Raw genomic sequence first — 25894 nt, 5'->3', positions numbered from 1 at the left:
TCGTCTAGTTCGATGGATTGATCTTAGGCTTTGCCATGAAGCGTGGGCAATGTCATATCCGCCATGTTTTCGGACACGCGAGGAGGAACCATGGCCGGAAAGGCCTCGATGGCCTAAAAGTCAGGTCTATTCGACATGGACCGGATGATCGGCGTCACCTATCGTTAGCACGAGAAATTTTCTGGCCGCACGTGGAGCGGCGGCTAGTCAGTTATGTCTGTTTGTCGGCGCGCGTCGCCGTCGAACGTGCTCACGACCGGAAATAACAGTAATGTCCAGAGGCAAACAAACCCTGCCGCAACCAGGCCCAGCATCGACGCGCCGGACGGGCAGCCGTCTCAAACGCATCGTCGCGTGCGTCGTGACTGTTGTGATCGTCGGCGTGATTGCATTTGCCGCATTCGCCTGGCGGCCGGCCTTCTCTGAAGTGCCGACGCCGGCGCCATCGAGCTTTTCGCCGGTCCTGATCCAGCAAGGCGCCCGCCTGGCCGCGGCAGGATTCTGCGCGAGCTGCCATACCACTACTGGCGGAAAACCCTTCGCGGGTGGCTACGCCATGAAGACCGGCTTCGGCACCATCTACTCCACGAATATCTCGCCGGACCGCGAAACAGGCATTGGTACGTGGTCCGAAGCGGCGTTCCTGCGTGCCATGCATGAAGGCGTGGCGCGCGATGGCTCGCACCTCTTCCCGGCGTTTCCCTATGACCACTTCACCAAACTATCGGACGCAGACGTGCAGGCGCTATACGCTTACGTCATGACTCGGCCGCCTGTGCATGCGGAGAATCATGCTGACGAGATGCCGTTTCCGCTTGGAATTCGCGCGCTTCAGGCAGGATGGAAGTTGCTGTTTTTTCATCCGGGACGATTCGAGTTTCAAAGCAGCGAATCGCAATTGTGGAATCGCGGAGCCTATCTCGCCGAGAGCCTGAGCCACTGTTCGGCCTGTCATACCCCGCGCGGTCCGCTGGGAGAAGAGTTGACGAATCGCCTGTATCAAGGGGCGGCGGTTGACGGATGGTTTGCTCCGGCTCTGACTGCGGCCAATCCGACGCCGGTTCCATGGACATCGGCGGAATTGCACGACTATCTGACGACGGGCCTCAGCCGTTATCACGGACCCGCAGCAGGCCCGATGGCGCCCGTGACGCATGAGCTGGCCACGCTGAGTCCCGACGACCAGCAGGCGCTGGTGACCTACATTGAGTCGCTCGGCGCGGGTGATACGAGGGCTGGCCGTACCGCACCGGCAGTGACGGCGGCGCTCGCCGTCGATGCGCGGGATAGCCAGAAAATCAGTACTGCGAATGGCCGTCTGTTTATCTCGGCATGTGCCTCGTGTCACTACAACCGGACACCGGACGTCAATCCGAACCGGCCGGAGCTCGGCCTTAACAGCTCAGTGTTTGTGGACGATCCATCCAATCTGATTCGCGTGATCCTGTACGGCATCAGTGTGAAAGAAGGTGCCGGCGGCATCGTCATGCCAGGTTTCGCGCGCGGCATGAGCGACGAAGACGTCGCGAGCATCGCCGCCTATTTGCGCAGTACGCGCACCGACAAGCCGCAGTGGCCCAATCTCACGAAGCAGGTCGCCGCAATTCGTGCAGCAGGACCAGGAGAGATTCGATGACGAGCTTTCGTATCAACGGCCGCCCGGTCACAGTCGACACGGACGGGCAAACGCCTCTGTTGTGGGTCATCAGGGATGAGGTTGGACTGAAGGGCACCAAGTTCGGCTGTGGAATCGGAATGTGTGGTGCATGTACGGTTCATGTCGGCGGTCGACCGACACGTTCCTGCGTCACGCAACTGCGTGCTGTCGAGGGCGCGGATATCACCACGATCGAAGGATTGGATCCCCAAGGCCAGCATCCGGTGCAGCGCGTGTGGAGAGAAATCCAGGTGCCTCAGTGCGGGTACTGCCAGTCGGGGCAGATCATGCAGGCGGCCGCGATGCTAAAGGATTTTCCTGATCCGAGCGACGCGGATATCGATGCCGTGATGACCGGCAACCTTTGCCGTTGCATGACGTATTCGCGCATTCGGGAAGCGATTAAACAGGCGGCACGCGAAATGGCGGAGAACAAGGCATGAGTCGAGTACAGCACGGCGGCGCCGGTGAAGCCGTCAATCTTTCGCGGCGCTCCTTTCTCGTCGCGACGGTTGCGACGGGGGCGCTGTTCGGTTTCTCGCGGACCGCATCGGCGTTGAATGCGTTCGGCAACACCCAGCCTGATCTCGCCGAAGCGACGGGACCGGTCTTCGAACCTACTGTGTGGTTCGGGATCGACCATCAGGGGATCGTTTCCGTGAACGTGCCGAAGGCCGAAATGGGTCAGCACATCGGCACGGCGATTGCCCGGATTCTCGCCGACGAACTCGAAGCCGACTGGGACAACGTCAGGATCGTGGGAGTGGATACCGATCCCAAATGGGGCTTCATGGTCACGGGCGGCAGCACGTCTGTATGGGCGACCTTCCCGGTGTTTAGCCGGGCGGGAGCGGCCGGCCGCATTGCGCTGATTGAAGAGGGCGCGAAGCTGCTGGGCGCGCCTGTCGCAAGATGCGCCGCCCGAGGCGGTTCGGTCCACGCGGGTGCCCGCTCGATCAGCTATGGCGAGATCGCGCGTCGCGGCACTTTGGGGCGGCGCTTTTCGGCCGACGAAATGAAAGCATTGCCGATCAAACCGGCAGCGAGTCGCACGCTGATCGGCAAACAGACCAGAGCGCTTGACGTTCCGCACAAGACCACCGGTACGGCGGTCTACGGCATCGACGTGGTCATTCCGGGCATGGTCTATGGACGCCCCAAGCTGCCGCCCACGCGCTACGGGTCGAAGGTGATGGCGATCGACGACAGCGCCGCGCGTGGCGTCAAAGGCTACCTTCGCAGCCTCGCGCTCGACGATCCGTCGGGGACGGTACCCGGCTGGGTGATGGTGATGGCGGACTCCTATTACGCAGCGCTGCGCGCGACGGATCTCGTCAAGGTGACGTGGCTAAGCGGAGACACATCGACGGTATCCGAGAAGGATCTGTTCGATCACGCCGCCGCGCTGATTGCCGACGGCACACAAGGCGCGCTGCTCGACACCGGCACCGGCGACGTGGACGGTGGCCTCGCGAGTGCACACAAGACAATCGAAGGCACTTACACGACGACGGGTGTCCTGCATTTCCAGCTTGAGCCGGTCAACGCGGTGGCGCTCGAGAAGGACGGCATCTTTGAAATTCACACGGGCAATCAGGCGCAGGGCTTCATTCTGCCGGTCCTCGCCAAGGCGCTGGGGGTGCCGGTGGAGCGCATCGTCATGCGCACCTACCTGATTGGCGGGGGCTTCGGCCGCCGCCTCAATGGCGACTATACGGTGCCGGCGGCGCTGACCACGAAGGCGCTTGGGCGCCCGGTTAAGATGGTGTTGACCCGTGAAGACGACACCCGGCTCGACTCTCTGCGCTCGCCCACCTTGCAGCGGCTAAGGCTGGGATGGAACGAGAGCGGCAAGATCACTGCGATGGAACACGTCGCTGTGGCGGGCTGGCCTAGCCTGACGGTGTTTCCAAAAAACTTGAAGAAGGGGACTAACGGCGCCCCGTATGACCCGTTTTCGATCTCGGGTGCGGACCACTGGTACGACGTGGACGCATTGCGGGTTCGGGCAGTCAACAATGATCTGGCGCAGAAAAGTTTTCGCCCAGGGTGGTTGCGCGCCGTCGCTCCCGGCTGGACGAACTGGGCGCTCGAATCCTTTATGGACGAGGTCGCGCATGCTCAAGGAGTCGATCCCGTTGCCATTCGCCTGGCACACCTAACCGGTATCGGAAGAAACGCGGGGACGGCGCCTAGTTCGGTTGGTGGCGCGCTGCGCCAGGCGAAGGTAATCCGGCGGGTCGCGGAGCGTGCAGGGTGGGGCCGTGTCATGCCACCGGATACCGGTCTTGGCATCGCGAGTTCATTTGGGCAGGAGCGCGAGATGCCCACATGGTGTGCGTGCGTCGCTCAGGTCAAGGTTGACCGGCACACGGGGCAGGTCGCGGTCCAGAAGCTGTGGATGGAAATCGATGCGGGCTCGATCATCGATCCAGATGGCGCCATGGCGCAGGCGCAAGGAGGGACTTTGTGGGGCTTAAGCATGGCGCTCTATGAAGGCACGGAGTTCGCGAATGGCAGCGTCAAGGACCTGAACCTGGACACGTATACGCCCCTGCGCATGGCCGATGTTCCGGAGATGGACATTGCCTTTGTAGAGAGTGCGGAGGCGCCGGTCGGGCTGGGCGAACCACCGACGACGGTCGTTGCGCCGGCCATCGGCAATGCGATTTTTGCGGCGGTGGGCGCGCGGATGCGGCACTTGCCGATTCGGGCCGCGGCGGTGAGATTGGCGCTCGAAAAGGAACGGCAGGCGAAGGTTGGCTAGCTGCTGCAGACATTGCATCACCCACTAACGCCCGGCTTCATCCGGGTAACGGCCTGATCAATCGTCCGGCCGGCAGTTTCAACGAGCCTGGAACCGTTCTGGAAGAACGAGATGGCGCTCCGAGGAAGGTTCACCGTGGCGGTCATCCCGACAGCACCCATCACCGCGCGCCGAAAAAAAGCGATGGCCGGATTCGTTGCATCTGCGTCATTGAGCATATGGCTGCCGATCCCTACTATTCGTGTGACCGCGTGGTGTTGCGCCGTTAGCGTCGGCATGTTGCGAGTACCGCGCCACTTCCTTTGAGAGATCAATCGTATGGATATCGGAGTTTTGGCAGAGACGAGGCCACACGAAAGCCGTGTCGCCGCGACGCCTGACACAGTCAAAAAATATGTGTCCCAAGGGCACCGCGTTCTCGTTCAGCGTGATGCGGGCTTGGCAGCCAGCTTTACGGATGAGAGTTTTTCTGCGGCTGGCGCCCAGATTGTTGATGCAGCGGCTGCCTTCGCAGCCGACATCGTATTGAAGGTGCAGAATCCAACGGATGCTGAAATTCCTCTGTTAAAGCGAGGGAGCGTTCTCGTCGGCATGCTGGATCCATTCAATCAGGATAACGCAACAAAGCTGGCCTTGGCGGGCGTCACTGCATTCGCTCTCGAGGCTGCGCCGCGCACGACTCGCGCGCAAAGTCTGGATGTGCTGTCGTCGCAGGCAAATATTGCGGGCTACAAAGCGGTTCTGTTGGCAGCCACGCTCTATCCGCGCTTCATGCCAATGCTGATGACGGCCGCCGGCACGGTGAAAGCCGCGCGGGTTCTCGTTCTCGGCGCAGGTGTAGCAGGCCTGCAGGCCATCGCGACCGGGAAACGACTCGGTGCAGTGATCGAAGCCTCAGACGTGCGTCCTGCGGTCAAAGAGCAGATTGAATCGCTTGGCGCCAAATTTATCGATGTGCCCTTCGAAACGGATGAGGAGCGCGAAGCGGCTCAAGGCGTCGGCGGTTATGCGCGGCCTATGCCGCCTTCCTGGCTAGCCCGCCAGTCGGAATTGGTCCACGAACGCGCGAAACAGGCGGATGTGGTGATTTCCACGGCACTCATTCCGGGCAGAACTGCACCGACGCTCATTTCGGTAGAGACGGTAGCGGCGATGAAGCCTGGGTCCGTGCTGATCGACCTGGCGGCCGGCCGTGGCGCCGAGTACGAAGGAAAGCGCGGCGGCAATTGTCCGCTCACCGAAGCCGATAAGGTTGTGACGAAGCATGGCGTGCAGATCGCCGGCTACACGAATCTGGCTTCGATGGTACCCGCCGACGCGTCATCGCTGTACGCACGTAACCTGTTTGACTTCCTCAAATTGATTATCACGAAGGAAGGAATCCTTAATATTAACCTCGATGACGACATCGTTGCGGCCACGCTTCTGGCGCGTGACGGTGAAGTTGTGCGCAAGATTTAAGGAGAGGGAGATGGAAGCCATCAACCATACCGTTGTCAATCTCACCATTTTCATCCTGGCAATCTACGTCGGCTATCACGTCGTCTGGAACGTCACGCCTGCGCTGCACACACCGCTGATGGCCGTCACCAACGCCATATCGGCGATTGTGATTGTCGGTGCGATGCTGGCTGCGGGCCTGACGGTTGGGCAGACCTCTAAATTCTTTGGTGCGGCTGCTGTGGCGCTTGCCGCAGTGAACGTCTTTGGTGGATTCCTTGTGACGAGGCGAATGCTGGAAATGTTTCGCAAGAAGGAGCCGAAAAAGGTGTCCGCAACCGGCAAGGGGAGCGCATGATGAACTTGAATGTCGTCACACTGCTGTATCTGGTCGCGTCGGTCTGTTTTATTCAGGCGCTCAAAGGGCTGTCCAATCCCAAGACCGCACGCATCGGCAATACATTCGGCATGGTCGGGATGGCGACCGCTATCCTCACGACCATTGCGTTGATCGTCATGCAGGCGAATGGGCTCGGCTCGAATCTCGGCTTAGGGCTGGGCTTACTGCTGATCTCGCTGGTGGTTGGCGGCACCGTCGGTGCGATTGTCGCGGCGCGAGTCGAGATGACGAAGATGCCCGAACTGGTCGCGGCGATGCACTCCCTGATCGGTCTGGCCGCCGTGTGCATCGCCTATGCGGTGGTGTCGGAGCCGTCGGCATTTGGTCTGATCGATCCCGACCACGCGGCGGCGGGTTTCTTGCCACATGGCAATCGCGTCGAGTTGTTTATCGGCACGTTCGTCGGCGCTATTACCTTTTCCGGTTCGGTCATCGCGTTCGGCAAGCTGTCGGGTAAATACAAGCTGCGGATTTTTCAGGGAACGCCAGTCGTCTATGCAGGACAGCATCTGATCAACCTGGCGCTTGCGCTCGCGATGATCGGCTTCGGCATCGCTTTCTTCCTCACGCAATCCTGGCTGCCGTTCATCGTCATGACGGTGATCGCCTTTGTGCTCGGCGTGCTGATCATCATTCCGATCGGCGGCGCGGACATGCCGGTGGTCGTGTCGATGCTCAACTCGTACTCGGGCTGGGCGGCGGCCGGCATCGGCTTCTCGCTGAATAACCCGATGCTGATTATCGCCGGCTCGCTAGTGGGATCGTCCGGGGCAATTCTTTCGTACATCATGTGCCGGGCGATGAACCGCTCGTTCTTCAACGTGATTCTCGGCGGGTTCGGCAATGAGGCAGGTGCTGCGTCGGCCGGCGGCACTACCGAACAGCGCCCGGTGAAATCCGGCTCGGCTGATGACGCGTCGTTCATGCTCGGCAATGCTGAAACAGTGGTAATCGTGCCGGGATATGGTCTTGCGGTCGCACGCGCGCAGCATGCACTGAAGGAGCTCACCGACAAGCTGGTGGAGAAGGGCATTGAAGTGAAATATGCCATTCACCCGGTGGCGGGCCGGATGCCGGGACATATGAATGTGCTGCTCGCCGAAGCCGAAGTGCCATACGACATGGTGTTCGAAATGGAAGACATCAATAGCGAGTTCGGTCAGGTCGACGTGGTCCTGGTGCTTGGTGCGAACGACGTGGTGAATCCAGCCGCGAAGAACGATCCGAAGTCGCCGATTGCCGGCATGCCGATCATCGAGGCATACAAGGCGCGCACCGTGATCGTCAACAAGCGTTCGATGGCGGCAGGCTACGCCGGGCTCGACAACGATCTGTTCTATATGGACAAGACCATGATGGTGTTTGGCGACGCGAAAAAGGTAATCGAGGACATGGTCAAGTCCGTCGAATGAGTTTAAAGCCGTCGCCCTTAAGCTGATCACGTCATAAGGGCGGCAATTCATACATCTAATACACGGTCCAAACGGCTTAGCCCGTGGTGATGGCTGGAGTGAGACCGGGTGTTGGCCGGATAACCTGCCGTCAGGCGATTTTCTTAAGCTCTGGCCAACGAATTGCCGCTGACTGAGCCGAGTGTCCTTGGCTCGCGGCGCATGTCAATGCTGAGGCTGCTATGGATCAACTTTCATCGATACGTGCATTTGTCACGGTCGCAAAAACTCAAAGTTTCACGAAGGCTGCAGACATACTCAACGTATCGAGAGCTGCACTTTCTCGCGCCATATCGGATCTGGAATCACATACCCGTTCAAGACTTCTGAACCGGACAACTCGCCGTGTCTCCCTGGTGGAATCGGCGAGGGACTACTTCAATTCCTGCTCAAGAATAATTGACGAACTGGAACAGGCGGAGCGGCGACTTACAGACGACAAGATCTCGGAGTGCGGGTATGTGCGCGTCGCGGTACACCCGCTGGCCGTAGCCGCAGGTCTCTCGACAATGCTCGATGCGTTTGCGGCAGCGGCCCCTTGCATAAAGGTACTCGTGACCATGCAGGACGGGCCGTTCAATCTGATCGAGTCTGGTTGCGACCTTTCAATTTACCCGCCGGATCGTATAAGCAATTCGACGGTGGTGAATCGGCCTCTATTTCATTCCAGCTTTGTACTGGTAGCCAGTCCGAAATATCTGGACCGAGGCTCGCCGGTGAGCACATTTTGTGATCTTTCGAAGCATCGGATCATTGATGGACGGGATGAAACGGCCAGGAAGGGCCACGGCATTTCGGAGGAAACGATCGCCTGCCCCGCTTTCTCGTTGCAAGGCGCTGACTTTAACGTGCCGGGGGCGATTGCAAGAGAACTGGCCTTATCTGGAGCAGGCATTGCGCTTTTGCCCGAAGTGGCGGTTCGGGTTGACCTCGCTAAGGGTGACCTCAGAAAAGTGGAACTTGACGCAGGCGCGTCGTGGGGTGGAATTGATTTGGGCGTTCAGTATCAACAGGTCAGCGCGATGCCACGAAGGACAAAAACGTTTATCGATGCTTGTCTGAGCTATTTTCGCTCGCTTGATACGGAGCGTGAGGCGGTGGTTGTTTCTACATCTATTTTGGGGCGTTAATAAGTGTCACCTAGCGCCGTCGCCCGTACTTTCTGGCCGGGACGACGGCGCTTTGAGCCTGGCCTAAGCCAGGCGGATACTTACTTGCTCGCAGCGATGCCGTAACGAGCCGCCGGCGCCGAATTGCCGAATTTCTTCGAGATCGCGCGGCGGTCCGCTTCCCAACGGTCCCAGTCTTGCGCGTCGTGTAGCCCCGGAATCGTGACGATTTCGCCCGCATCGAGACCTGCCAGTGCAGCGTCGACGAGGTCGGCTGCCGACATCGTAACCGGCGAGGTCTTCTGGTTCGGGTAACCGGCGACGTCCCAGAATTCGGTTGCCGTAGCGCCCGGCAGCACGGACTGCACGCGCACACCCTTTTCGGCCAGATCACGTTGCAGCGCGTGGCCGAAGCTGATGACATACGACTTCGACGCGCTGTAAACGCCATTCAGCATTTCAACCGCGATACCCACCACCGACGCGATGTTGACGATCGTACCCGTGCCGCGCGCCACGAATGCAGGAGCGACCGCATAGGTCAGACGAGTCAGAGCCGTGATATTGAGGGCGATCATGTCTTCCATCGTGTCGACATCGCCCGCCAGAATCGAGTTGACCGAACCGACGCCGGCATTGTTCACGAGCATGGTGATGCTCGCGTCATCGCGGAGCACAGCCTCAACGCGGCGGACCGCGGCTTTATCGTTCAGGTCTTCGGCGAGGTACTTCACCGAACGGCCCGATTCGCTGGCCAGACGGGCGGACAATGCTTTCAGTCGTTCTTCGTTGCGCGCGACCAGAATGAGGTCATAGCCGCGCTTCGCGAGACGGTCCGCGTAAACGGCGCCGATGCCGGTCGACGCGCCTGTAATGAGGGCAGTGCCCTTGGAATTGCTCATGGTTTTCTCCTGGATTTTCGGCCGATGGATATCGACTTCGAGACGAAAGATACGCCCGCTCGGCATCGTCGCAAATGTCATATACACCACGATTCCGGCCATTGCGTAAAAATGCGGCTGGAAACGGGGGCGCGGTGGTCCGGAGGAGAGTGCCGTCCCGTCGCTGCAAATGAGGAGCGGCGTTCAGTTCAAACCAGTAGATAGGCCAGCTTCCATCAAGCAGCGCTGGCTGGAAACGGGCGCGCGTCACGCTGTGACGGCGGGCGCGGCGGTTCGCTGAATCGATTGCGGAGGCTGGCCGAATGCGCGCAGAAACGCACGACGCATACGCTCGCGGTCCCCGAAGCCTGTTTCCCGCGCGATCCTGTCGATCGGATGACGGCCCGTTTCCATCATTGTTCTGGCGGCTTCGACACGAAGACGCTCCACCGCCTTCGCGGGCGACTGACCGGTCTCTTCGCGGAAAACCCGGCTGAACTGCCGGGGGCTGAGGTTAGCGGCTTCGGCCAGTTCTTCCACCGACAGCTCTGCCGTCAGGTGTTCCCTCGCGTAAGCCAGCGCGGTTTGCACGCGGTCAGACTTGGCGTCGAGCTCCAGCAAGGCCGAGTACTGGGACTGGCCGCCGGCCCGTCGATGAGATACGACGAGCTTGCGCGCAATGTCGCGAGCGATTTGCTGACCGAGATCCTTTTCGACGAGTGCGAGTGCCAGGTCGACGCCGGCGCTCATGCCCGCGGAGGTCCAGATATGCCCGTCGATCATGAAGATGCGGTCTTCTTCCATTTGAACGTTCGGGTAGGTGCGCTGAAACGTCCTGGCGAACTGCCAGTGTGTCGTCGCTCGACGTCCGTCCAGCAAACCTGCCTCAGCAAGCACAAAGGCGCCGGTGCAAATCGCGCAAACCCGGCGGCTATGACGGCTCGCCGCGCGCAGATATACCTTGAGTCCTTCGCTTGGCTTCGCCGTTTCGTTGTCGCCGGTCACGATCAACGTATCGAATTTGCGGCGCACGAATGAATGGGTCTCGACCGAAAAGCCCTGGGATGACTTAACAAGTCCGCCCAGCTCCGACACGAGCGAAAGCTCGTAGATCTGCTCGCCGCTCATGATGTTGGCGTACTCGAACACCGTGGTGACGGCGAGCCCGAGCGACTGAAAGTTGGGATAGACGACGAGTCCGACCTTGTGCATGACAACCTCCGGATTGGGGAAAACGTCGATGGCAGGAAACGTGGCATCTACGTCATTGAGAAGATGATGGCATAAAACTAAGATTCGTTCACGCTTAGTCATTAGCCAAGGTGCTTCGGAGATACGTCTTGATTGAAGTGATCAGCAAGGGAACTGCGGTCGTCACCGGCGCCTCAACCGGCGTTGGTGCGTGCTACGCGGAACAGCTTGCTGATCGCGGATATGACGTGATCATGATTTCACGTAATCGGGCGCGAATGAATACGCTCGCAAGCCAGTTGACGGACAAGACGGGGCGTAGTTTCGAGGTGATCCAGGCAGATCTCTCTTTGCAGGCTGACGTGCAGAACGTTGAGTCACTTCTGCGTACTGATTCGAGCATAACCATGCTCGTGAACAACGCAGGTATCGGCGCCACCGCGCTAACGGCAAATGCGGACGCACATCAGATCAGTCAGGTTATAGCGGTAAATCTGGCTGCTTTGACACGATTTACCGTGGCGGTGGCACCGGCATTCGCGGCGCGCGGTAACGGGACGATCATTCAGGTGGCTTCAGTCGCATCGGCACATCCTGAGTGTCGGAGCGGGATGTGCGAGGCGATTGCAGCTTATGTTTTGGCGTACTCCAAATCGGTGCATCAGGATTTTGCCGATCAGGGAATCAGGCTTCAGGTGGTGTTGCCGCAATCCAGGTACCGAAGGATTACGGACCTCACTGGCTACGAAGTCTCAACGGGGCCGCGAAGCACCGCGACGGCAACGGAGGATATGGTACGGACGGCTTTGGCTGGATTTGATCGGGGCGAGTTCGTGTCGATGGCCTCGCCTCGGTACTGCTAAGTCCCGGCAGGGGCGCGGGCGCCAACGAGGAAAACGGTCCAGATGGATAGATATTGAAGTCATGTAGATTTTTATATTTAAACAGTAATCCTAATTTAAACGCAAAGGTGAAATTCATGAACTTGAAGAAAATGAGCGGACTCATTCTGGCGCTGGGAATTGCTACGGCTGTTCCGACGGTTGCTTCGGCACAGTCTCACGGTAAGGTTCTGGTGGTGCTTTCGAGTGCTCACGTGCTGGATCTCCGTGATGGCAAGACATACAAGACCGGCTACTATCTGAACGAACTGGCGACCCCGCTCAAGGCGATCGTCGATGCGGGTTATACACCTGTATTCGTCAATCCGAAGGGCGACACGCCGTCGATGGACGAAAATTCCAACAATAAGATGTTCTTTGGCGGTGACGACGCAAAGCGTCAAGACGCGCTTAAGTTTGTCGACAGCTTCAACGGGATCAAACATCCGATGAAGCTCGCAACGGTCGCGGCCAAGGGAACGCAAGGTTACGTCGGCCTGTTCATGCCGGGCGGTCACGCGCCGATGCAAGATCTGCTGAAGGACAAAAACCTCGGCAAGATCCTTGTTAGTTTCCACGATAGCGGTCGTCCGACTGCCATTATCTGCCACGGCCCGATCGCATTGCTGTCGACGATGAAGGACCCGGTTGCTTTCGATAAGGCATTGATCGCTGACGACGGCGCGTCGATCGACAATCTCAAGCAGGGGTGGCCTTATGCCGGTTACAAGGTGACGGTGTTTTCGAGCGCGGAAGAAAAGCAGCTTGAGGGCGAGGGCAAGCCGTTGGGCGGCCAGGTCCAGTTCTATACCGATGAAGCATTGGCGAAGGCTGGTGCGAACGTTCAGAACGCCGCGGCGTGGCAAAGCAACGTTGTCGTCGATCGTGAACTGGTAACGGGTCAACAACCGTTCTCGGACCATGCATTGGGCGACGCGCTGGTTGCGAAGTTGAATGAGCAGGCGTCGAAGTAAGTTTTAGAGCGCTCCTGTCTTTAGCCTTAAGCGGCTAAAGCATGGCCGGGGCTTCGGTCCCGGCACTTTTTGCGTGAAATGTTCCTTTGGGCCGGCAAATGAGCGTCGTTTTAAGTTGACGCGAATGCACTTGTCAATGCGATCCTGATCACGGTGACACGGAGTTTTTCGACTGAAAACCCCAGTGGTTCGCCGCGTAGGACAGTTTCTTTGGATGTGAGAGATTGCCGTGAACAGCGTCGATTTGGATGTAATCAGGACGAGCTTGCGCTGGCTGGAGGAAGGCCGCGAGGTCTTGCTTGCAACGGTCGTAAAGACATGGGGATCGTCACCACGTCCAGAAGGCGCAATGCTCGCGTTGCGTGGAGACGGTCGTGTCGTCGGCTCAGTTTCTGGCGGCTGCATTGAAGACGACCTGATAGCACGTGTGCGCGCGCGCACCATACGGCCGCGTTATCCGGAAGCCGTCACGTATGGGGTCACCGCCGAGGAAGCCAGACGATTCGGTCTGCCATGCGGCGGCACCATTCAATTAGTCCTTGAGCCTTTGTCCCGCGAACGAAGCGGTATCGGCGAATTGCTCAGCGCTCTCGACAACGGCCTGCTGGTGAGCCGCATGCTAGACATGGCGACAGGCATTGCGCGCATATCGGCCGCAAGCAGAGATTTTGCGCTGTCGTTTGAGGGAAAAACATTGAAAACGGTGCTTGGTCCTCGTTATCGAATGCTTGTGATCGGCGCTGGAGACTTGTCCCGTTACCTTTGCATGATTGCCTCAGGTCTCGACTATCAAATCACGGTTTGCGATCCGAGAGAAGAATACACGCACGACTGGGCTGTTGCCGGAGTGCGAGTCGTACATTCCATGCCGGACGATACGGTTCTCGACATGAGGCTTGACGAACGTTGCGCGGTTATCGCTCTGACTCACGATCCCAAGTTGGACGACCTTGCGCTGATGGAAGCGCTGAAGACTCCTGCTTTTTACGTCGGTGCGCTCGGATCCAGGCGAAATAATGCGGCACGCCGTGAACGGCTCAAGCTGTTCGATGTGTCGGGCGAGGAGCTAGGTCGTCTCCGCGGGCCGGCCGGTCTTTACATCGGCAGCAAAACGCCGCCGGAGATTGCTGTCTCGATCCTCGCCGAAGTGACCGCGTACAAGAACGGAGTCAAGCCGTCTGTGCACGCGACGGTGGAAGGCGGCAAGCTTCTTCGTGAACGCGACGGCGAGCTTCCCGCTTCCCCCAACCGTCCTGGCAAGCGAATCGCAGATAGCCGCGAAGCCGAAACAGCAATTGTTATGGGGTGACGGGCATGCAATGGAATTGTCTGAGGTTTGTCCAGAGAACTACGCCAACTCGTGCTTGCCGGCGGGACGATCGAACAGGAGACGTCACCGCGCGGATAATGCCGGGAAAATTTCCAGAAGTGCGATTGTCGGAATGTGGGCGCTACGCGTGGTTGCCCACGATACCCAATCGCATGTTTTCAAACGGACGACGAAGCGGTTTTGCGTCGACCTAACTATTCAGTTGAGGAACCTATGCCATATCTGCAGCTTGACGTACCCTACGAGTACACGCCGGAACAGAAGAAGGCGGCCGCGAAGAGAATCGGTCAAATCTATTCGGACGTGATGAAAGTCAATGCCAACATCATCACGGTGGCGATTCGGGAAGTTGGTAAGGGCGGCGTGTGGCGTTGCACTAACGATGAACCAGACGAAGCCGCGATCATGATGCTGGACATTCGCAAGGGCCGTCCCATCGAGCAACGCGCGGAAGTTGCCCGGCAGTTGATCGAAGCATGCGTGGAGTTGCTTGGTCTAAAGACAAACCGGCTGAACGTCGAGTTCACGCAGCATTCAGGTGATGAAATGTATCACCCGCTGCTGGGTGGCTTTAACAAAAACTGGATTGCGGACGAACGCAGCGAATAATACTTCGCTATCCGAAATACTGATTAATTTGACTGACGGAGCCGGCTTGCGTTCGCTAGCCGGTCGCCCTGTTGTGCGCGTAAAAGGCTGAATGGTTTAGCCGCGTTGGTTCAGCCGCCTATGACACCGGCAAGCCAAAGAAAAATGCGACGTAGCCGTTCAGTTGGTGAGGGCAGGTTGTGCGCCTCGCCAACAAGTCCACACGCGCAATCAGCGGCAGGGAATGTGAGGACGACACCCATGAAACAACCGTTATACAAGCTGTTGTATCTCCAGGTGCTGTTTGCGATTGCATTAGGCATCGTACTCGGTCACTTCTACCCATCATATGCGATGGCGATGAAGCCGTTTGGTGACGGGTTTATCAAGCTCATCCGAATGGTGATTGGTCCGGTCATATTCTGTACGGTCGTCACCGGTATCACGAGTATGGGCGATCTCAGGAAAGTGGGGCGGGTTGGTGGGAAGGCGCTCGTCTACTTTGAGGTCGTTTCAGCCATGGCGCTGGCAGTCGGTTTGATATCCGGCCATTTTCTTCGACCCGGTGCCGGCTTCAACGTGTCGCTGTCGTCGTTAGATCCCCATGCAGTTTCGGGCTTTGTAACTCAGGCGAAACATCTTGATGGTGTCGCAGGCTTTCTTCTTGCGATTATTCCCAGCTCGTTTTTCGACGCGTTCGCAAAAGGCGACACCTTGCCAATTCTGTTCGTCTCGGTGATGTTCGGCATTGCGCTGTCTGCCGCAGGTGAGAAGGTGCAGAGCATTACCGTTGCCATCGAGAAACTGTCGAACGTTTTCTTCTCGCTTGTCACGATCATTACGAAGGCCGCACCCATCGGGGCATTCGGTGCGATTGCCTTTACGGTTGGGAAGTATGGCATTGGCTCGCTGGTCCCGCTGCTGAAACTGATTGGTGTTTTCTATCTGACAGCGTTCGCGTTCGTAGCGGTAGTTCTTGGCACCATTGCCCGCTTGACGGGATTCAACGTCTTCCGCTTTCTTGCGTACCTTAAGGAGGAACTGTTCATTGTACTGGGGACGAGTACGTCGGAAGCGGCACTGCCGCAGCTTATGCAGAAACTCGAGCGGTTGGGTTGTTCAAAAGCTGTGGTTGGACTGGTGGTCCCCACCGGATATTCGTTCAACCTGGATGGCGCGAATATCTACATGACACTTGCGGTGATGTTCCTTGCACAAGCGACAAACATCGATCTCACCACCACTCAGGAATTGACGTTGTTCGCGGTCACCATGCTGACGTCGAAAGGGTCGAGTGCTGTCGTCGGCGCCGGTTTTGTCGCGCTCGCAGCGAGCCTCTCGGTGGTGCCTACTGTGCCGGTCGCGGCAATGGTTTTGATTCTGGGTGTTGACCGTTTTATGGCTGAGTGCCGGTCCCTTGTGAATATCATTGGCAATGCGGTTGCCGTGGTGGTCGTGTCTGCCTGGGAAGGAGAACTGGACCGGGACGTCATGGCTCGTGAACTATTGGGGCGTGGCCTGGCAGTTCCGCACGAACCTCGCGCAGAACTGCCGGCGGCGGCGACCGAGCATAAAACGTAGTGCGGAGACGCTAATATTCGCAGCTTTTAAAACTGTTCCTTGAAGGGCCGCAGATCGAGTTCCTGCGTCCACGCAGAGCGTTGCTGCGTGTGAATGTGCCAATAAGCGTCGGCGATTGCCGCTGGATCCAGCAGTCCATCTTCTCCACGTTGGCTTGCTGCGTCCGGATTTAGCGTTCGCAGTCGCTCACCGTCGATTCCGCCGTCGATAATCACGTGAGCCACGTGCAGACCCTGTGGCCCATATTCTCGCGCCATACTTTGAGAGATCATCCTTACGGCGGCTTTGGCCGCGGAGAAATGACCAAAGCCGGGCTTGCCTCGCAGACTTGCCGACGCACCGGTGAAGATCAGGGTTCCGCGCCCAAGCGGTACGATACGTCGCGCGACTTCTCTACCGACGAGAAACGCTCCAACTGGGCCGGTGCGCATGAAGCTGTCGAAATCAGCCATCGACATTTCGCGGAAATCGATCCGACGGTTATTGCCAACGTTATATACGACTAGATCGGGTGCGTCGGCTCCATTGCCTTGGGCCATGACCTGATCGAAGAGGCTGACGACGTCCTGTTCTTGCGTGACATCGGCCACCATTTCTTGCGCTTCGCCACCAGCGGACCGAATGGCTTGTGACAGTGCCGCAAGCCGTTGCTCAGTTCGACCAACCACGTACACGCGGTAACCTTCTCTCGCGACGCGTTTGCATAGTGCTCCGCCAAGACCGTTTTCTGGACCAACACCGATAATAACGGCGCTCTTCATTTTTATCTCTCCGAGCTTTATATGATGGCTTTCCATCGTGTCCGCGCTAGCGCGGGCCGACTTGCCCGGGGTGGACAATAAGATGATCAATGAACCTATGTGCCGCTTCAATCTGGTCCGTAATGGGCGTCGCGGCGTCAAGAGCATGCAAAACCGATGCGCCGAGTTGCTTTGATGCTTGCGCAAGCTCCGGCGGCGTGGAGGAGGTCGGATTGATGAATAGCGTCGTTTCGATTCTTCCATCATCAATATGCCTGAGAACGAGAAGAATTTCGAAGCTACGATAGACATCGCGTACAGGTTCTTGCACGTCTGTAGCCCTCTTGGTCAATGCCGGTGCGGTGGATCGCGGCGCAATCGAAAGCAGATGAAGCGTGCCTCCAGCAGACGCGCGGACTGGCGGCGTCAAATTGAGCACTCAATTAAGTAGTATCGTGCTCAAGTATAAATCGGTGTTGCCGTTACTTGTCAATAGCGCTTCACTCGGCCATGTAGATCGAGATTAGCCGCCGATCTTGTTGACCAGGACACCGACGTTCTGGATTTCAATGCGAACTTCATCACCCGCTTGCAGGAACTTCGGTGGGCTGAAGCCAATGCCCACACCTGCCGGTGTACCCGTTGCAATCACGTCACCTGGCTGAAGTTCGATACCGGCGGAGAGTGTTGCGATAAGTGTTGGAATGTCGAAAATAAGCTGACGGGTGTTTGAATTCTGGCGTAACTCACCGTTTACCCAACATCTTATATCGAGGTTCTGACCGTCCACTTCATCTGCCGTGACTACATACGGCCCCATGGGACAGAAACCGTCAAGCGCCTTGCCGATGAACCACTGCCGATGCAGCTTTTGCAAATCGCGGGCGGTGACGTCATTGATCACCGTGTATCCAAAGACATGATTCATGGCGTCACTCTTCGTGATACCACGTCCCCCTTTTCCGATCACCACACCTAATTCAGCCTCGTAATCGAGCTGACTCGTCACGTTTGCATGACGCGGAATTTCCGCACCCGGACCGATGACAGTGGAAGCCGGTTTAGTGAATACGACGGGTGCCTCGGGGGCGAATTCACCATCTTTAGCGCTATGGTCGAAGCCGGATTTCTGGAATTCCGCCGCATGCTCGCTATAGTTTTTCCCGACGCAAAAAATGTTGCGTCGAGGCTGGTCGATGGGCGCGAGAATCATCGACTCTCTCAACGTCATTCCTGCGACCTTTGTGCTCAGGCGCGACTTGATCGCGTCATATTCCCGTATCAGGTCGACCATATCGCCGGCAAAATCCGGCACCAGGCTGGTGACGGGCCAGTAGGTCCGGCCATCAGCTGAAACGACGGAGACGGTCTTTCGGCCATCAACTAACAGGTTTGCCAGGCGCATGGTGGTTTGCTTCACAGATGCTTGATTGTTGGAAGGGAGGTCGCGCCTGCAGATTCCAAAAAGGCTTGGGCTGAGAAATGCCGGCACGACGCTATGCGATGCGTGATTCTCAAGGTTGCCGATCCGCGGTCGCGGAAGCAGGACTTGGCGCATGCAAATAAGCCGTGGCATGTCTCCCCACCACGCTTGTTGCAGGCCGGGCTCAATAGTGGCTGTGATATCTCCGCAGGGTGGCTGAGCTTCACACCTTTGGCGCGTATTGCATTTCGCCGTTACCGAAAGACCAGTCTTCGCGAGCGACGTCCACAAGGCTGATCCACACATCCTCTTTACGAACGCCGGCTCGGGTATGGATGCTGTCCGCGACCGCGCGATAGAAGGCTTTTTTGATTTCGACAGTCCGCCCTGCATTCCAGGTCACCTGAATGAAGATGATGCCGGGCGAGTATGAGACGCCCAGGTAGCCCTCCTCAGGGTACACAAGCTCGTCGGAAGCATGACGCGTAATCACCTGGAACTTATCGTTTGCGGGCACGTTGGCGATGTTGATCATCGCGTCATAGACCGACTCGCTGACTGCGCGGACGACCTCTGGAGATGCATCTTTGGAAAGATTGATTCGAACGAGCGGCATGTTTAGCACCTTAAATTGACGGCATTTCGCCATCGTGACGTGACGGCGCGCCGTGAACAGGGGCGGCGGTGGCGCGCGATGAATGCATAGGTTAGACTCGGCTTATCTCTTCCGCAAGCGCATATTAATCATGCTAGACATGATGGAACGGAATAATGATTGATGATCTGAGATCGTTCGTTACCGTGATCGAGGAGGCCTCGTTGACGCGGGCCGCCGCAAAGCTGTGTGTAACGCAGTCAGCGGTTTCACGGCGCATACAACGTCTCGAAGAGTTGTTGGGCGCCGAACTCTTTGACCGCAATTCAAAGCCTCCCCGAGTGACAGCACTAGCAGCCAGAATTTACGAGCAGGCCGTGCCGGTATTAAGAAACCTTGATCGCCTGCTCGACATGCCTCGGGAAGGGGCCACACCGTTTGGCACGCTTCGCGTCGGATTGCCCCAGACGGTTGCCGAGCTCGTGCTCTACGATGCTGTCGTCAACATTAAAAGCGCGTTTCCAATGCTTGATGTGCGGCTCCTCACCGATTGGAGTTCGGGTTTGCATCGCATGATCGAAGGTGGCTCGATTGACGCGGCGGTTCTGATGTTGCCGAGCGGAGCGACGCCGGTGGAGGAACTGGCTGGGCGCTACATGGCGACGTTCAAAGTGCTGGCGGTACAAAGCAAGGCGCAGCCTTTAGTGGAGGGGCCAACTACGGTAAAGGCACTTGCTACACGGGATTGGATCCTTAACCCGCAAGGTTGCGGGTACAGGGCGGCGCTCGAGCGAGCGATGAACGAAACAGCGCGAAGTTTGCGGCTGAGCGTGGATACCCACGGTATAGACATGCAATTGAGACTGGTCTCCGCGGGTCTGGGATTGGGACTGGTTCCCGAAACTGTGCTCGCTCGCAGCACGTTGAAAGACCGACTTTCTGTCGTTGAAATAGCCGATTTTTCCCTCTCGTTCGACATCTGGCTGGTTTTCCCGCATCAGTTAGGCGCGTTGCGACGCGCGGTCGAGTTACTTGGCGATTCGATGATCCGCTCGTTTGAGCGGGGCGCTTCGGAATTGCATGACGATTAGGTCGGCCGCTTCAATGCCGTGCGCCCAGATGCCGAGCGTCGGAGTCAGTGCTATTTTTTAAAATCCGCTTCTATAGGCAGACGGAGTTACGGGTACTTGTCATTGGTTCTTCACTCGATCATCATTTCGCTATGAGAAAAAAACTGGGTGAAACAAAGGTGGGCCGCAGTCGGGCTAAGACGAAAGCCGAAGAGTTGGAGTTCTTCGAGGAACTGGCATGCACGAACACCGCGCTGCGGCGGGCGGCCCGTCGCATGGGCAACCTCTACGACGAGGCGTTTGCCGCGGTTGGACTGAAGGCGACTCAGGCGGGTCTTTTAGCTGAGATCGAGCGGCTTACCACCAGCAATGAAGGCGTGCCTCCCACGTTGCAGGATTTGGCGACGAAGCTCGCGATACAGATTTCCGCGGTGACACACGCACTTCGGCCTCTGATCCGGGGTGGCCTGGTCGAGCTTCAACCTGATGAGCAGGACCGGCGTGCCAAGCACGCGGCCCTGACGCGTCTCGGCGCAGCACGAGTTCGCGCGGCGTTCGTGCACTGGACCGCGGTAAACCAGCGCGTCGAGGACGTATTGGGGCCGGAGTCGGCGGCCACGCTGCGGGCTCTCGCCGATTATGTCTCCTCTGACGAGTTCCTTGCCGCATTCGAAGACACTTCCGCCGAAAATGCCTAGGGCGCCTGAAGGCAATCGCACCGGCGCATGATCCAATCCCTGCCCGTGTGGCTCGGCTACATGTTGTGTCTCGCCTTCTTGCGGACACTTGGGCCGCCGCCTCAGATATCGCGCCGGAATGTGGCCTGAGCGGGCGAATAATTCGCGACGTATTCGTGCATTCCCGGATGCCTTAGGGTACGGCGCTGGGATGGCGTTTGCCGCGCGAACTTCTGTCATAGGGCGCGCGTGGTTGCAAAGTGCCCTATACTGTTGTAGCTGCATCTACCTTTTCATTACCTCTGTCCCGCCGCTGATTCGGTGCGCGCAGGGCCAGCGGATTGCTACTGGCGCTGAGAATGTTTACAGATTGCTATTGCACACAATTTCGACGTTCGGCGAACGCCCTCACTAGCGTTTACGACGAGGCGCTGCGCCCCATAGGGCTGAAAATCACGCAGTTTTCCCTGTTGAGAGCTCTTGAGCGCCTGAAAGCTGCAACGTATACAGAAATCGCCGCTGAGGCGGCTCTGGATAAGACAACCATCTCACGCAATCTGAAGGTGCTGATCAATGCAGGATGGGTGACCGTGTCGGCTGACGAGGACGCGCGGTACAAGGTCGCGCAACTAAGTGCGGACGGGAAAAAGATGCTTCGACGGGCCGAGCCGCATTGGGAAGTTGCCCAGAAAAAGGTCGAAAACGAAGTGCAGCGGTTCATGAAGGGGCCGGCAAACAAGCGTCTCCTTGAGGCACTCGAGTCGTTGCAGCGAACTGGCAGCGCGCTTTAGGTTGATCGGTGTCACCGGGTAAACACGTGTTACCTGGAAGCACTCCCTCTAATAAGATGTACCTACAACTATGTTGCAACAGGCCGATAGTTGTAGGTACATCTGAACAAAGGCCGGGCAAATAGATGTATGTACATCTAAGCCGGGTTTTTTGAATGAGGGAAAAAGCAATGCCCACCTATTCTGTTTCAGCCGCCGCAGGGCGTCTCTCCGAAGACCAAAAACTGAAGATCGCGCAAGCTATCACGCGCTCACATAACGAAGCGACTGGCGCGCAAGGATTCTTTGCACAAGTGATATTCAACGAGGTGACAGCGGGAAATCACTTCATCGGCGGCGCACCGCTTCGAGCAGAGCAAATTTTTGTTCATGGGCACATCCGGGCCGGGCGACCCGATGACAGAAAGAGGTTGCTGCTGTCTGGAATCGTCGGCTCCGTAGCGGAAATCGCTGGCGTCGAGCGGCGCTTTATCTGGGCCTACATCTCCGAAATTCCCCCGCTTCAGATGATTGAATACGGTTGCGAACTACCTCAACCGGGACAGGAAGATAGCTGGCTGGAGAGCCTGGCTCAAGCCGACAGAGACTATATGCTCAGTCTGGGCAAGTAGATCACAAGAAGATGGCATCGCGCGTGGAGCAGGGCGCAACGACAGAACAAACGGAGAGGATGTGAACACTTCTACGATGGTGGCCGCAGCGTCGCCCAGGATGACACGCAACGAGCGGAAGGTCATCTTTGCGTCGTCCCTTGGCACTGTATTCGAGTGGTATGACTTTTACCTGTACGGATCGCTTGCGGCTATCGTCGCAAAGCAGTTTTTCTCCGGTGTGAACGAGACCGCTTCTTTCATTTTCGCTTTGCTGGCGTTCGCGGCCGGATTTGCGGTCCGGCCGTTCGGCGCGTTAGTATTCGGCCGCCTCGGCGACCTCGTTGGGCGCAAATACACGTTTCTTGTCACCATCTTGCTCATGGGGGCATCGACGTTCCTCGTCGGCATATTGCCGTCATATGCCAGCATAGGGATTGCTGCGCCGGCGCTGCTGGTCGTCTTACGGCTCGTCCAGGGGCTGGCCCTCGGCGGAGAGTACGGCGGAGCGGCGACATACGTCGCCGAGCATGCTCCGCCAGAACGTCGGGGCGCCTATACTGCCTGGATTCAGACCACGGCAACGCTGGGCTTTTTCCTGTCGTTACTAGTTATCCTGGGCACACGTCTCGTGCTCGGCGAGCACGCCTTTGCCGATTGGGGATGGCGTGTTCCATTTGTTTTCTCCGTCGTGCTGGTTTCGCTCTCTGTATGGATTCGCATGACGCTTAGCGAATCGCCTGTATTTCTGAAGATGAAGGCGGAGAAAACGACATCAAAAGCGCCTATCAAGGAAGCCTTTGGCGAATGGAAGAACATCCGTCTCGTTCTCATTGCACTCTTTGGCGTCGTTGCTGGGCAGTCGGTCATCTGGTACGCGGGCCAGTTCTATACCTTGTTCTTTTTGACCCAGACCCTGAAAGTCGATGCCGTTACTGCCAATCTGCTCGTCGCGGCCGCACTGTTGATCGGTACACCGATGATCGTTTTCTTCGGCTCTTTGTCCGACCGTATTGGCCGTAAGCCAATCATGCTGGCGGGGTTCCTGCTGGCAGCATTGGGCTATTTCCCGATTTTCCACGGTCTCACCCGGTATGCAAATCCGGCGCTGGCCGAAGCACAGCAACGCGCCCCTGTCGCGGTTCTCGCTGATCCGCAGGCCTGTTCCTTCCAGTTCAATCCGGTTGGCACGTCTCAGTTTGAGCGGTCTTGCGACATTGCCAAGTCATTCCTGGCTAAGGCGTCGGTCGACTACGAGAACATAGCCGCCCCAGCGGGAACGGTTGCATCGGTTCGTATCGGTAGCGTGGTCGTACCGGCATATGAAGGTGCGGGATTGTCTGGCGGCGAGCAGAAAGCGAAAGCAGCGGCATTTTCAAAGAATCTTGCCCAACAGATCAAAGCCGTGGGTTATCCAGCGGCTGCCGACGTATCACGCATCAATTACGTAATGGTCATGATCATGCTGGTCGCGCTGGTCTTTCTCGTTGCCATGGTCTATGGGCCGATCGCTGCTGTGCTTGTCGAGCTTTTCCCCACACGTATCCGCTACACCGCGATGTCGTTGCCTTATCACATCGGCAACGGATGGTTCGGCGGCTTCCTCCCGACGACAGCGTTTGGCCTCGTAGCCGCAACCGGAAATATGTACGCGGGACTTTGGTATCCGGTTTGCATCGCTGCTGTGTCGTTTGTCGTAGGTCTGATCTTTCTTCCGGAAACGAGGACACGCGCTCTTGACGCATAGACGAGGTATGCAGCCCGCGTTCGATTGGGCTACGCCTTACCAGCCTGATCGACGGACTTGATATCTGTACGCATCCGAAAACTATGCAAGTCATAAAACCTGCGACTGAGCAAATTTCATTGAAGCGCTCAGAGTTCCTTCTGCTCACCATTGCCACTTCATTGTGCGTACTGGTGGTTCTGGACGCGAACATGGTGGCACTTTCTCTGCCCTCCATTTCCCGCAGCTATCGGACGGCGTTTGACCAACTCGAGTGGGTGATCAGCGCTTACATGATCACCTTCGCAGCGTGTCTTTTGCCCGCGGGTGGGTTAGCCGACCAATATGGCAGGAGGACCCTCCTGCTCTGGGGGCTTTTGATTTTTTCTGTCGCGTCGGTCCTGTGCGGTTTGGCGTGGTCGCCGCTTGCGCTCAACATCGCGCGAGCCGTGCAAGGGGTTGGCGCGGCCATGCAGCTAACTTCAGCGCTCGCAATCATTGGCAACGCCTTTACCGATTCGAAGCTGGCAGCAAAAGCATGGGGGATCTGGGGGACCTGCATAGGCATTACCACCTGCGTGGCCCCGATTGTCGGCGGCGTATTTACTTATCTCTTCGGCTGGCGCTCCATTTTCCTCGTCAACGCCCCTTTGGGTGTGTTGATCGCCTATCTCGTGCGCAAGCATGTTCCAGACTCGCGTAGCAATGTTTCCCATCCAGTCGACGCCGTCGGAAGCCTGTTATTTGCATGTGCGCTAGGCTTACTCATCTGGGCGCTGATCTCTGCGGGCAGCGTGGGTTGGACGGCTGGCCCCACCGTCGCGAAGCTGTGCGCTGCCTTGGCGCTGCTTATCGTTTTCATAGCCGTTGAATTACGCCGCCCCCATGCGATGGTCGACCTGAGCCTGTTCAGGAACGGCCTTTTTACTGCCGGTGTAATCGGCATGTTTGGTTTTGCGGCGGCAGGGCAAGTTCTTCTGACGCTTTTCCCGCTTTACATGCAGACCTGGTTTGGCTTCCTGCCCTTGACCGCAGGTGCCGCGATGCTCCCCTTTGCGATAGCGATGGCAATTGGACCGACGGTGGGCGGTCGAATCGGTCGTGGCAAAAAGCCACAATTTCTTCTTTGTGTGGGCCTGGTGGTCGTAAGCGTCGGGAATATGACTGCTGCACACTTCGCGACAAGTCACCGTTACTGGCATATAGCGATTGCTATGGCTGTCATTGGGCTCGGCGTTGGAATCTTAAACGGAACGACGCAGCGGGCGATCATGAGCGAAGCGCCTGTACAGCGCTCAGGCATGGTTTCCGGGATTGCTCAGACTACTCGATTTTCGAGTATCGTCATGGCGGTTGGCGTGTTGGGAGCTGTTATGGCCCAGCGAACCCATGCGATATTTGATGCTACCTTCAGGCCCGCAATCCTCGACGAGCGGTTGCTACACATATTTGTCGATAAAGTCCTCTCGGGCGATGCAGAGCACACGATTGGACTTCTCCCTTCCTCGCTGCGTGCGTCGGCAATCGAGGCCGCGCGGGCCGCAAACGCCGAAGGGTTCGCCGATGCGTTGCTGGTGACTGCAGGAATATCAGCTTTCTCGTTCATCGCTATCGCACTGCTGACAAACTTTTCTCGCTCACGCCGCTAACGGGGCGGATCGATCCTGCCTGTGGTAACTATCGTTGCGCGCAGTGAACTGAGCCGGTTTCTGCAACGGCTTTTGATGATCGCCGCTAGATAGCCATGCGCAAACCCAACCACACTGCGCGTGGCGGGGCGGTGCTGTCCGGTCCTCGCGCGCTCATCCAACGTATCGGAGCGCAGTTCGACAAGGCCATCGCGAACTGGAGGCTTGCGTCGCCTCCAGCCTGACCTTAGCAAATGCGTCGTCATAGAAATTGCCTAAGGAAGGTCTGAACAAATCATTTTCAGCCTGACTGTTCGCCACATTCGAAATTGGCGGGTCTCGAAAGTCGTTTTCTTGTTGGGAACCGAATGAATACCGACCAGAAATTGATCTCGATGTTTGAA

25 protein-coding genes are annotated in these 25894 nt (G+C 57.7%); 18 read left to right on the top strand and 7 right to left on the bottom strand.

Annotated elements, in window-relative coordinates:
• Positions 1–271: 271 nt before the first annotated feature.
• The 3 genes from FQ755_RS02455 to FQ755_RS02445 are packed head-to-tail and all read left to right on the top strand — an operon-like array spanning position 272 to position 4424.
• The gene (locus tag FQ755_RS02455) at positions 272–1636 is read left to right on the top strand and encodes a c-type cytochrome (protein WP_144150642.1); all 1365 of its coding nucleotides are present in this window, start codon (positions 272–274) and stop codon (positions 1634–1636) included.
• Positions 1633–2100: a (2Fe-2S)-binding protein gene (locus FQ755_RS02450; RefSeq protein WP_144150640.1), complete on the top strand. Its 468-nt coding sequence runs from the start codon at positions 1633–1635 to the stop codon at positions 2098–2100. Before FQ755_RS02455 ends, FQ755_RS02450 begins: the two co-directional genes overlap by 4 nt.
• Positions 2097–4424 (top strand): xanthine dehydrogenase family protein molybdopterin-binding subunit, encoded by a 2328-nt coding sequence (locus tag FQ755_RS02445; protein ID WP_144150638.1) that lies wholly within the window; start codon positions 2097–2099, stop codon positions 4422–4424. The genes FQ755_RS02450 and FQ755_RS02445 overlap by 4 nt, the downstream gene beginning before the upstream one ends.
• 17 nt (positions 4425–4441) lie before the next feature.
• On the opposite strand, the gene FQ755_RS02440 is transcribed toward FQ755_RS02445, so the two are convergent.
• Entirely contained in the window at positions 4442–4642 is a 201-nt protein-coding gene (locus FQ755_RS02440; protein WP_144150636.1) for a hypothetical protein, read from the bottom strand.
• Between the two features lie 100 nt (positions 4643–4742).
• Here FQ755_RS02440 and FQ755_RS02435 point away from each other — a divergent pair, with 100 nt between their 5' ends.
• From FQ755_RS02435 to FQ755_RS02420, 4 genes are all read left to right on the top strand, one after another.
• On the top strand, positions 4743–5885 hold the full coding sequence (locus FQ755_RS02435; protein WP_144150634.1) for a Re/Si-specific NAD(P)(+) transhydrogenase subunit alpha: 1143 nt from the start codon (positions 4743–4745) through the stop codon (positions 5883–5885).
• A 10-nt stretch (positions 5886–5895) separates the two neighbouring features.
• Positions 5896–6222: an NAD(P) transhydrogenase subunit alpha gene (locus FQ755_RS02430; protein ID WP_144150632.1), complete on the top strand. Its 327-nt coding sequence runs from the start codon at positions 5896–5898 to the stop codon at positions 6220–6222.
• Complete coding sequence (locus tag FQ755_RS02425; RefSeq protein ID WP_144150907.1) at positions 6222–7676, top strand: NAD(P)(+) transhydrogenase (Re/Si-specific) subunit beta; 1455 nt, start codon at positions 6222–6224, stop codon at positions 7674–7676. Before FQ755_RS02430 ends, FQ755_RS02425 begins: the two co-directional genes overlap by 1 nt.
• A gap of 221 nt (positions 7677–7897) precedes the next feature.
• Entirely contained in the window at positions 7898–8845 is a 948-nt protein-coding gene (locus FQ755_RS02420) for a LysR family transcriptional regulator (protein ID WP_144150630.1), read from the top strand.
• An 80-nt stretch (positions 8846–8925) separates the two neighbouring features.
• On the opposite strand, the gene FQ755_RS02415 is transcribed toward FQ755_RS02420, so the two are convergent.
• Entirely contained in the window at positions 8926–9726 is an 801-nt protein-coding gene (locus tag FQ755_RS02415) for an SDR family NAD(P)-dependent oxidoreductase (RefSeq protein WP_144150628.1), read from the bottom strand.
• A 246-nt stretch (positions 9727–9972) separates the two neighbouring features.
• A complete protein-coding gene (locus tag FQ755_RS02410) occupies positions 9973–10917 on the bottom strand; it encodes a GlxA family transcriptional regulator (protein WP_144150626.1) in 945 nt (314 codons plus the stop codon).
• A gap of 137 nt (positions 10918–11054) precedes the next feature.
• Between FQ755_RS02410 and FQ755_RS02405 the strand changes: the two genes are divergently transcribed.
• The 5 genes from FQ755_RS02405 (at position 11055) to FQ755_RS02385 (ending at position 16250) form a co-directional block, all read left to right on the top strand.
• Entirely contained in the window at positions 11055–11759 is a 705-nt protein-coding gene (locus tag FQ755_RS02405) for an SDR family NAD(P)-dependent oxidoreductase (protein WP_260858264.1), read from the top strand.
• Between the two features lie 53 nt (positions 11760–11812).
• Positions 11813–12751 carry a type 1 glutamine amidotransferase domain-containing protein gene (locus FQ755_RS02400; RefSeq protein WP_260858256.1) on the top strand — a complete coding sequence of 313 codons (939 nt, stop codon included), beginning with the start codon at positions 11813–11815 and terminating at the stop codon, positions 12749–12751.
• Between the two features lie 229 nt (positions 12752–12980).
• Complete coding sequence (locus tag FQ755_RS02395; RefSeq protein WP_144150623.1) at positions 12981–14060, top strand: XdhC family protein; 1080 nt, start codon at positions 12981–12983, stop codon at positions 14058–14060.
• A gap of 234 nt (positions 14061–14294) precedes the next feature.
• The gene (locus FQ755_RS02390; protein ID WP_144150621.1) at positions 14295–14690 is read left to right on the top strand and encodes a tautomerase family protein; all 396 of its coding nucleotides are present in this window, start codon (positions 14295–14297) and stop codon (positions 14688–14690) included.
• A gap of 240 nt (positions 14691–14930) precedes the next feature.
• Positions 14931–16250, top strand: coding sequence for a dicarboxylate/amino acid:cation symporter (locus FQ755_RS02385; protein WP_144150619.1), 1320 nt, complete (start codon positions 14931–14933; stop codon positions 16248–16250).
• Between the two features lie 26 nt (positions 16251–16276).
• On the opposite strand, the gene FQ755_RS02380 is transcribed toward FQ755_RS02385, so the two are convergent.
• From FQ755_RS02380 to FQ755_RS02365, 4 genes are all read right to left on the bottom strand, one after another.
• A complete protein-coding gene (locus FQ755_RS02380; protein WP_260858255.1) occupies positions 16277–17011 on the bottom strand; it encodes an SDR family NAD(P)-dependent oxidoreductase in 735 nt (244 codons plus the stop codon).
• Positions 17012–17057: 46 nt separating this feature from the next.
• Entirely contained in the window at positions 17058–17321 is a 264-nt protein-coding gene (locus FQ755_RS02375; protein ID WP_144150617.1) for a hypothetical protein, read from the bottom strand.
• 192 nt (positions 17322–17513) lie between these two features.
• Complete coding sequence (locus tag FQ755_RS02370) at positions 17514–18395, bottom strand: fumarylacetoacetate hydrolase family protein (RefSeq protein WP_144150901.1); 882 nt, start codon at positions 18393–18395, stop codon at positions 17514–17516.
• 241 nt (positions 18396–18636) lie between these two features.
• Positions 18637–19029 (bottom strand): tautomerase family protein, encoded by a 393-nt coding sequence (locus FQ755_RS02365; RefSeq protein WP_144150615.1) that lies wholly within the window; start codon positions 19027–19029, stop codon positions 18637–18639.
• A gap of 155 nt (positions 19030–19184) precedes the next feature.
• Here FQ755_RS02365 and FQ755_RS02360 point away from each other — a divergent pair, with 155 nt between their 5' ends.
• From FQ755_RS02360 to FQ755_RS02335, 6 genes are all read left to right on the top strand, one after another.
• Positions 19185–20099, top strand: a complete 915-nt coding sequence (locus FQ755_RS02360; RefSeq protein WP_144150613.1) for a LysR family transcriptional regulator — start codon at positions 19185–19187, stop codon at positions 20097–20099.
• A 131-nt stretch (positions 20100–20230) separates the two neighbouring features.
• Positions 20231–20776: a MarR family winged helix-turn-helix transcriptional regulator gene (locus tag FQ755_RS02355; protein WP_144150611.1), complete on the top strand. Its 546-nt coding sequence runs from the start codon at positions 20231–20233 to the stop codon at positions 20774–20776.
• A gap of 338 nt (positions 20777–21114) precedes the next feature.
• Positions 21115–21546 (top strand): MarR family winged helix-turn-helix transcriptional regulator, encoded by a 432-nt coding sequence (locus FQ755_RS02350; RefSeq protein ID WP_144150609.1) that lies wholly within the window; start codon positions 21115–21117, stop codon positions 21544–21546.
• A 170-nt stretch (positions 21547–21716) separates the two neighbouring features.
• Positions 21717–22157, top strand: coding sequence for a tautomerase family protein (locus FQ755_RS02345; RefSeq protein ID WP_144150608.1), 441 nt, complete (start codon positions 21717–21719; stop codon positions 22155–22157).
• Between the two features lie 100 nt (positions 22158–22257).
• Positions 22258–23883, top strand: a complete 1626-nt coding sequence (locus FQ755_RS02340) for an MFS transporter (protein WP_144150899.1) — start codon at positions 22258–22260, stop codon at positions 23881–23883.
• A gap of 83 nt (positions 23884–23966) precedes the next feature.
• On the top strand, positions 23967–25511 hold the full coding sequence (locus FQ755_RS02335; RefSeq protein WP_144150606.1) for an MFS transporter: 1545 nt from the start codon (positions 23967–23969) through the stop codon (positions 25509–25511).
• The last annotated feature ends 383 nt before the right edge of the window (positions 25512–25894 follow it).

The sequence above is a fragment of the Paraburkholderia sp. BCC1885 genome, from assembly GCF_900996235.1.
Taxonomy (GTDB): Bacteria; Pseudomonadota; Gammaproteobacteria; order Burkholderiales; family Burkholderiaceae; genus Paraburkholderia.
Note: the sequence above shows the minus strand (reverse complement) of the source record. Positions and strands in the feature narration are given on the sequence as shown.

What these genes read in the sequence shown, in the direction of transcription:
- FQ755_RS02455 (WP_144150642.1), top strand. Translation starts at nt 272, where the DNA reads ATGTCCAGAGGCAAACAAACCCTGCCGCAACCAGGCCCAGCATCGACG.
- FQ755_RS02450 (WP_144150640.1), top strand. Translation starts at nt 1,633, where the DNA reads ATGACGAGCTTTCGTATCAACGGCCGCCCGGTCACAGTCGACACGGAC.
- FQ755_RS02445 (WP_144150638.1), top strand. Translation starts at nt 2,097, where the DNA reads ATGAGTCGAGTACAGCACGGCGGCGCCGGTGAAGCCGTCAATCTTTCG.
- FQ755_RS02440 (WP_144150636.1), bottom strand. Translation starts at nt 4,642, where the DNA reads ATGCTCAATGACGCAGATGCAACGAATCCGGCCATCGCTTTTTTTCGG.
- FQ755_RS02435 (WP_144150634.1), top strand. Translation starts at nt 4,743, where the DNA reads ATGGATATCGGAGTTTTGGCAGAGACGAGGCCACACGAAAGCCGTGTC.
- FQ755_RS02430 (WP_144150632.1), top strand. Translation starts at nt 5,896, where the DNA reads ATGGAAGCCATCAACCATACCGTTGTCAATCTCACCATTTTCATCCTG.
- FQ755_RS02425 (WP_144150907.1), top strand. Translation starts at nt 6,222, where the DNA reads ATGAACTTGAATGTCGTCACACTGCTGTATCTGGTCGCGTCGGTCTGT.
- FQ755_RS02420 (WP_144150630.1), top strand. Translation starts at nt 7,898, where the DNA reads ATGGATCAACTTTCATCGATACGTGCATTTGTCACGGTCGCAAAAACT.
- FQ755_RS02415 (WP_144150628.1), bottom strand. Translation starts at nt 9,726, where the DNA reads ATGAGCAATTCCAAGGGCACTGCCCTCATTACAGGCGCGTCGACCGGC.
- FQ755_RS02410 (WP_144150626.1), bottom strand. Translation starts at nt 10,917, where the DNA reads ATGCACAAGGTCGGACTCGTCGTCTATCCCAACTTTCAGTCGCTCGGG.
- FQ755_RS02390 (WP_144150621.1), top strand. Translation starts at nt 14,295, where the DNA reads ATGCCATATCTGCAGCTTGACGTACCCTACGAGTACACGCCGGAACAG.
- FQ755_RS02385 (WP_144150619.1), top strand. Translation starts at nt 14,931, where the DNA reads ATGAAACAACCGTTATACAAGCTGTTGTATCTCCAGGTGCTGTTTGCG.
- FQ755_RS02380 (WP_260858255.1), bottom strand. Translation starts at nt 17,011, where the DNA reads ATGAAGAGCGCCGTTATTATCGGTGTTGGTCCAGAAAACGGTCTTGGC.
- FQ755_RS02370 (WP_144150901.1), bottom strand. Translation starts at nt 18,395, where the DNA reads ATGCGCCTGGCAAACCTGTTAGTTGATGGCCGAAAGACCGTCTCCGTC.
- FQ755_RS02365 (WP_144150615.1), bottom strand. Translation starts at nt 19,029, where the DNA reads ATGCCGCTCGTTCGAATCAATCTTTCCAAAGATGCATCTCCAGAGGTC.
- FQ755_RS02360 (WP_144150613.1), top strand. Translation starts at nt 19,185, where the DNA reads ATGATTGATGATCTGAGATCGTTCGTTACCGTGATCGAGGAGGCCTCG.
- FQ755_RS02355 (WP_144150611.1), top strand. Translation starts at nt 20,231, where the DNA reads ATGAGAAAAAAACTGGGTGAAACAAAGGTGGGCCGCAGTCGGGCTAAG.
- FQ755_RS02350 (WP_144150609.1), top strand. Translation starts at nt 21,115, where the DNA reads ATGTTTACAGATTGCTATTGCACACAATTTCGACGTTCGGCGAACGCC.
- FQ755_RS02345 (WP_144150608.1), top strand. Translation starts at nt 21,717, where the DNA reads ATGCCCACCTATTCTGTTTCAGCCGCCGCAGGGCGTCTCTCCGAAGAC.
- FQ755_RS02340 (WP_144150899.1), top strand. Translation starts at nt 22,258, where the DNA reads ATGACACGCAACGAGCGGAAGGTCATCTTTGCGTCGTCCCTTGGCACT.
- FQ755_RS02335 (WP_144150606.1), top strand. Translation starts at nt 23,967, where the DNA reads ATGCAAGTCATAAAACCTGCGACTGAGCAAATTTCATTGAAGCGCTCA.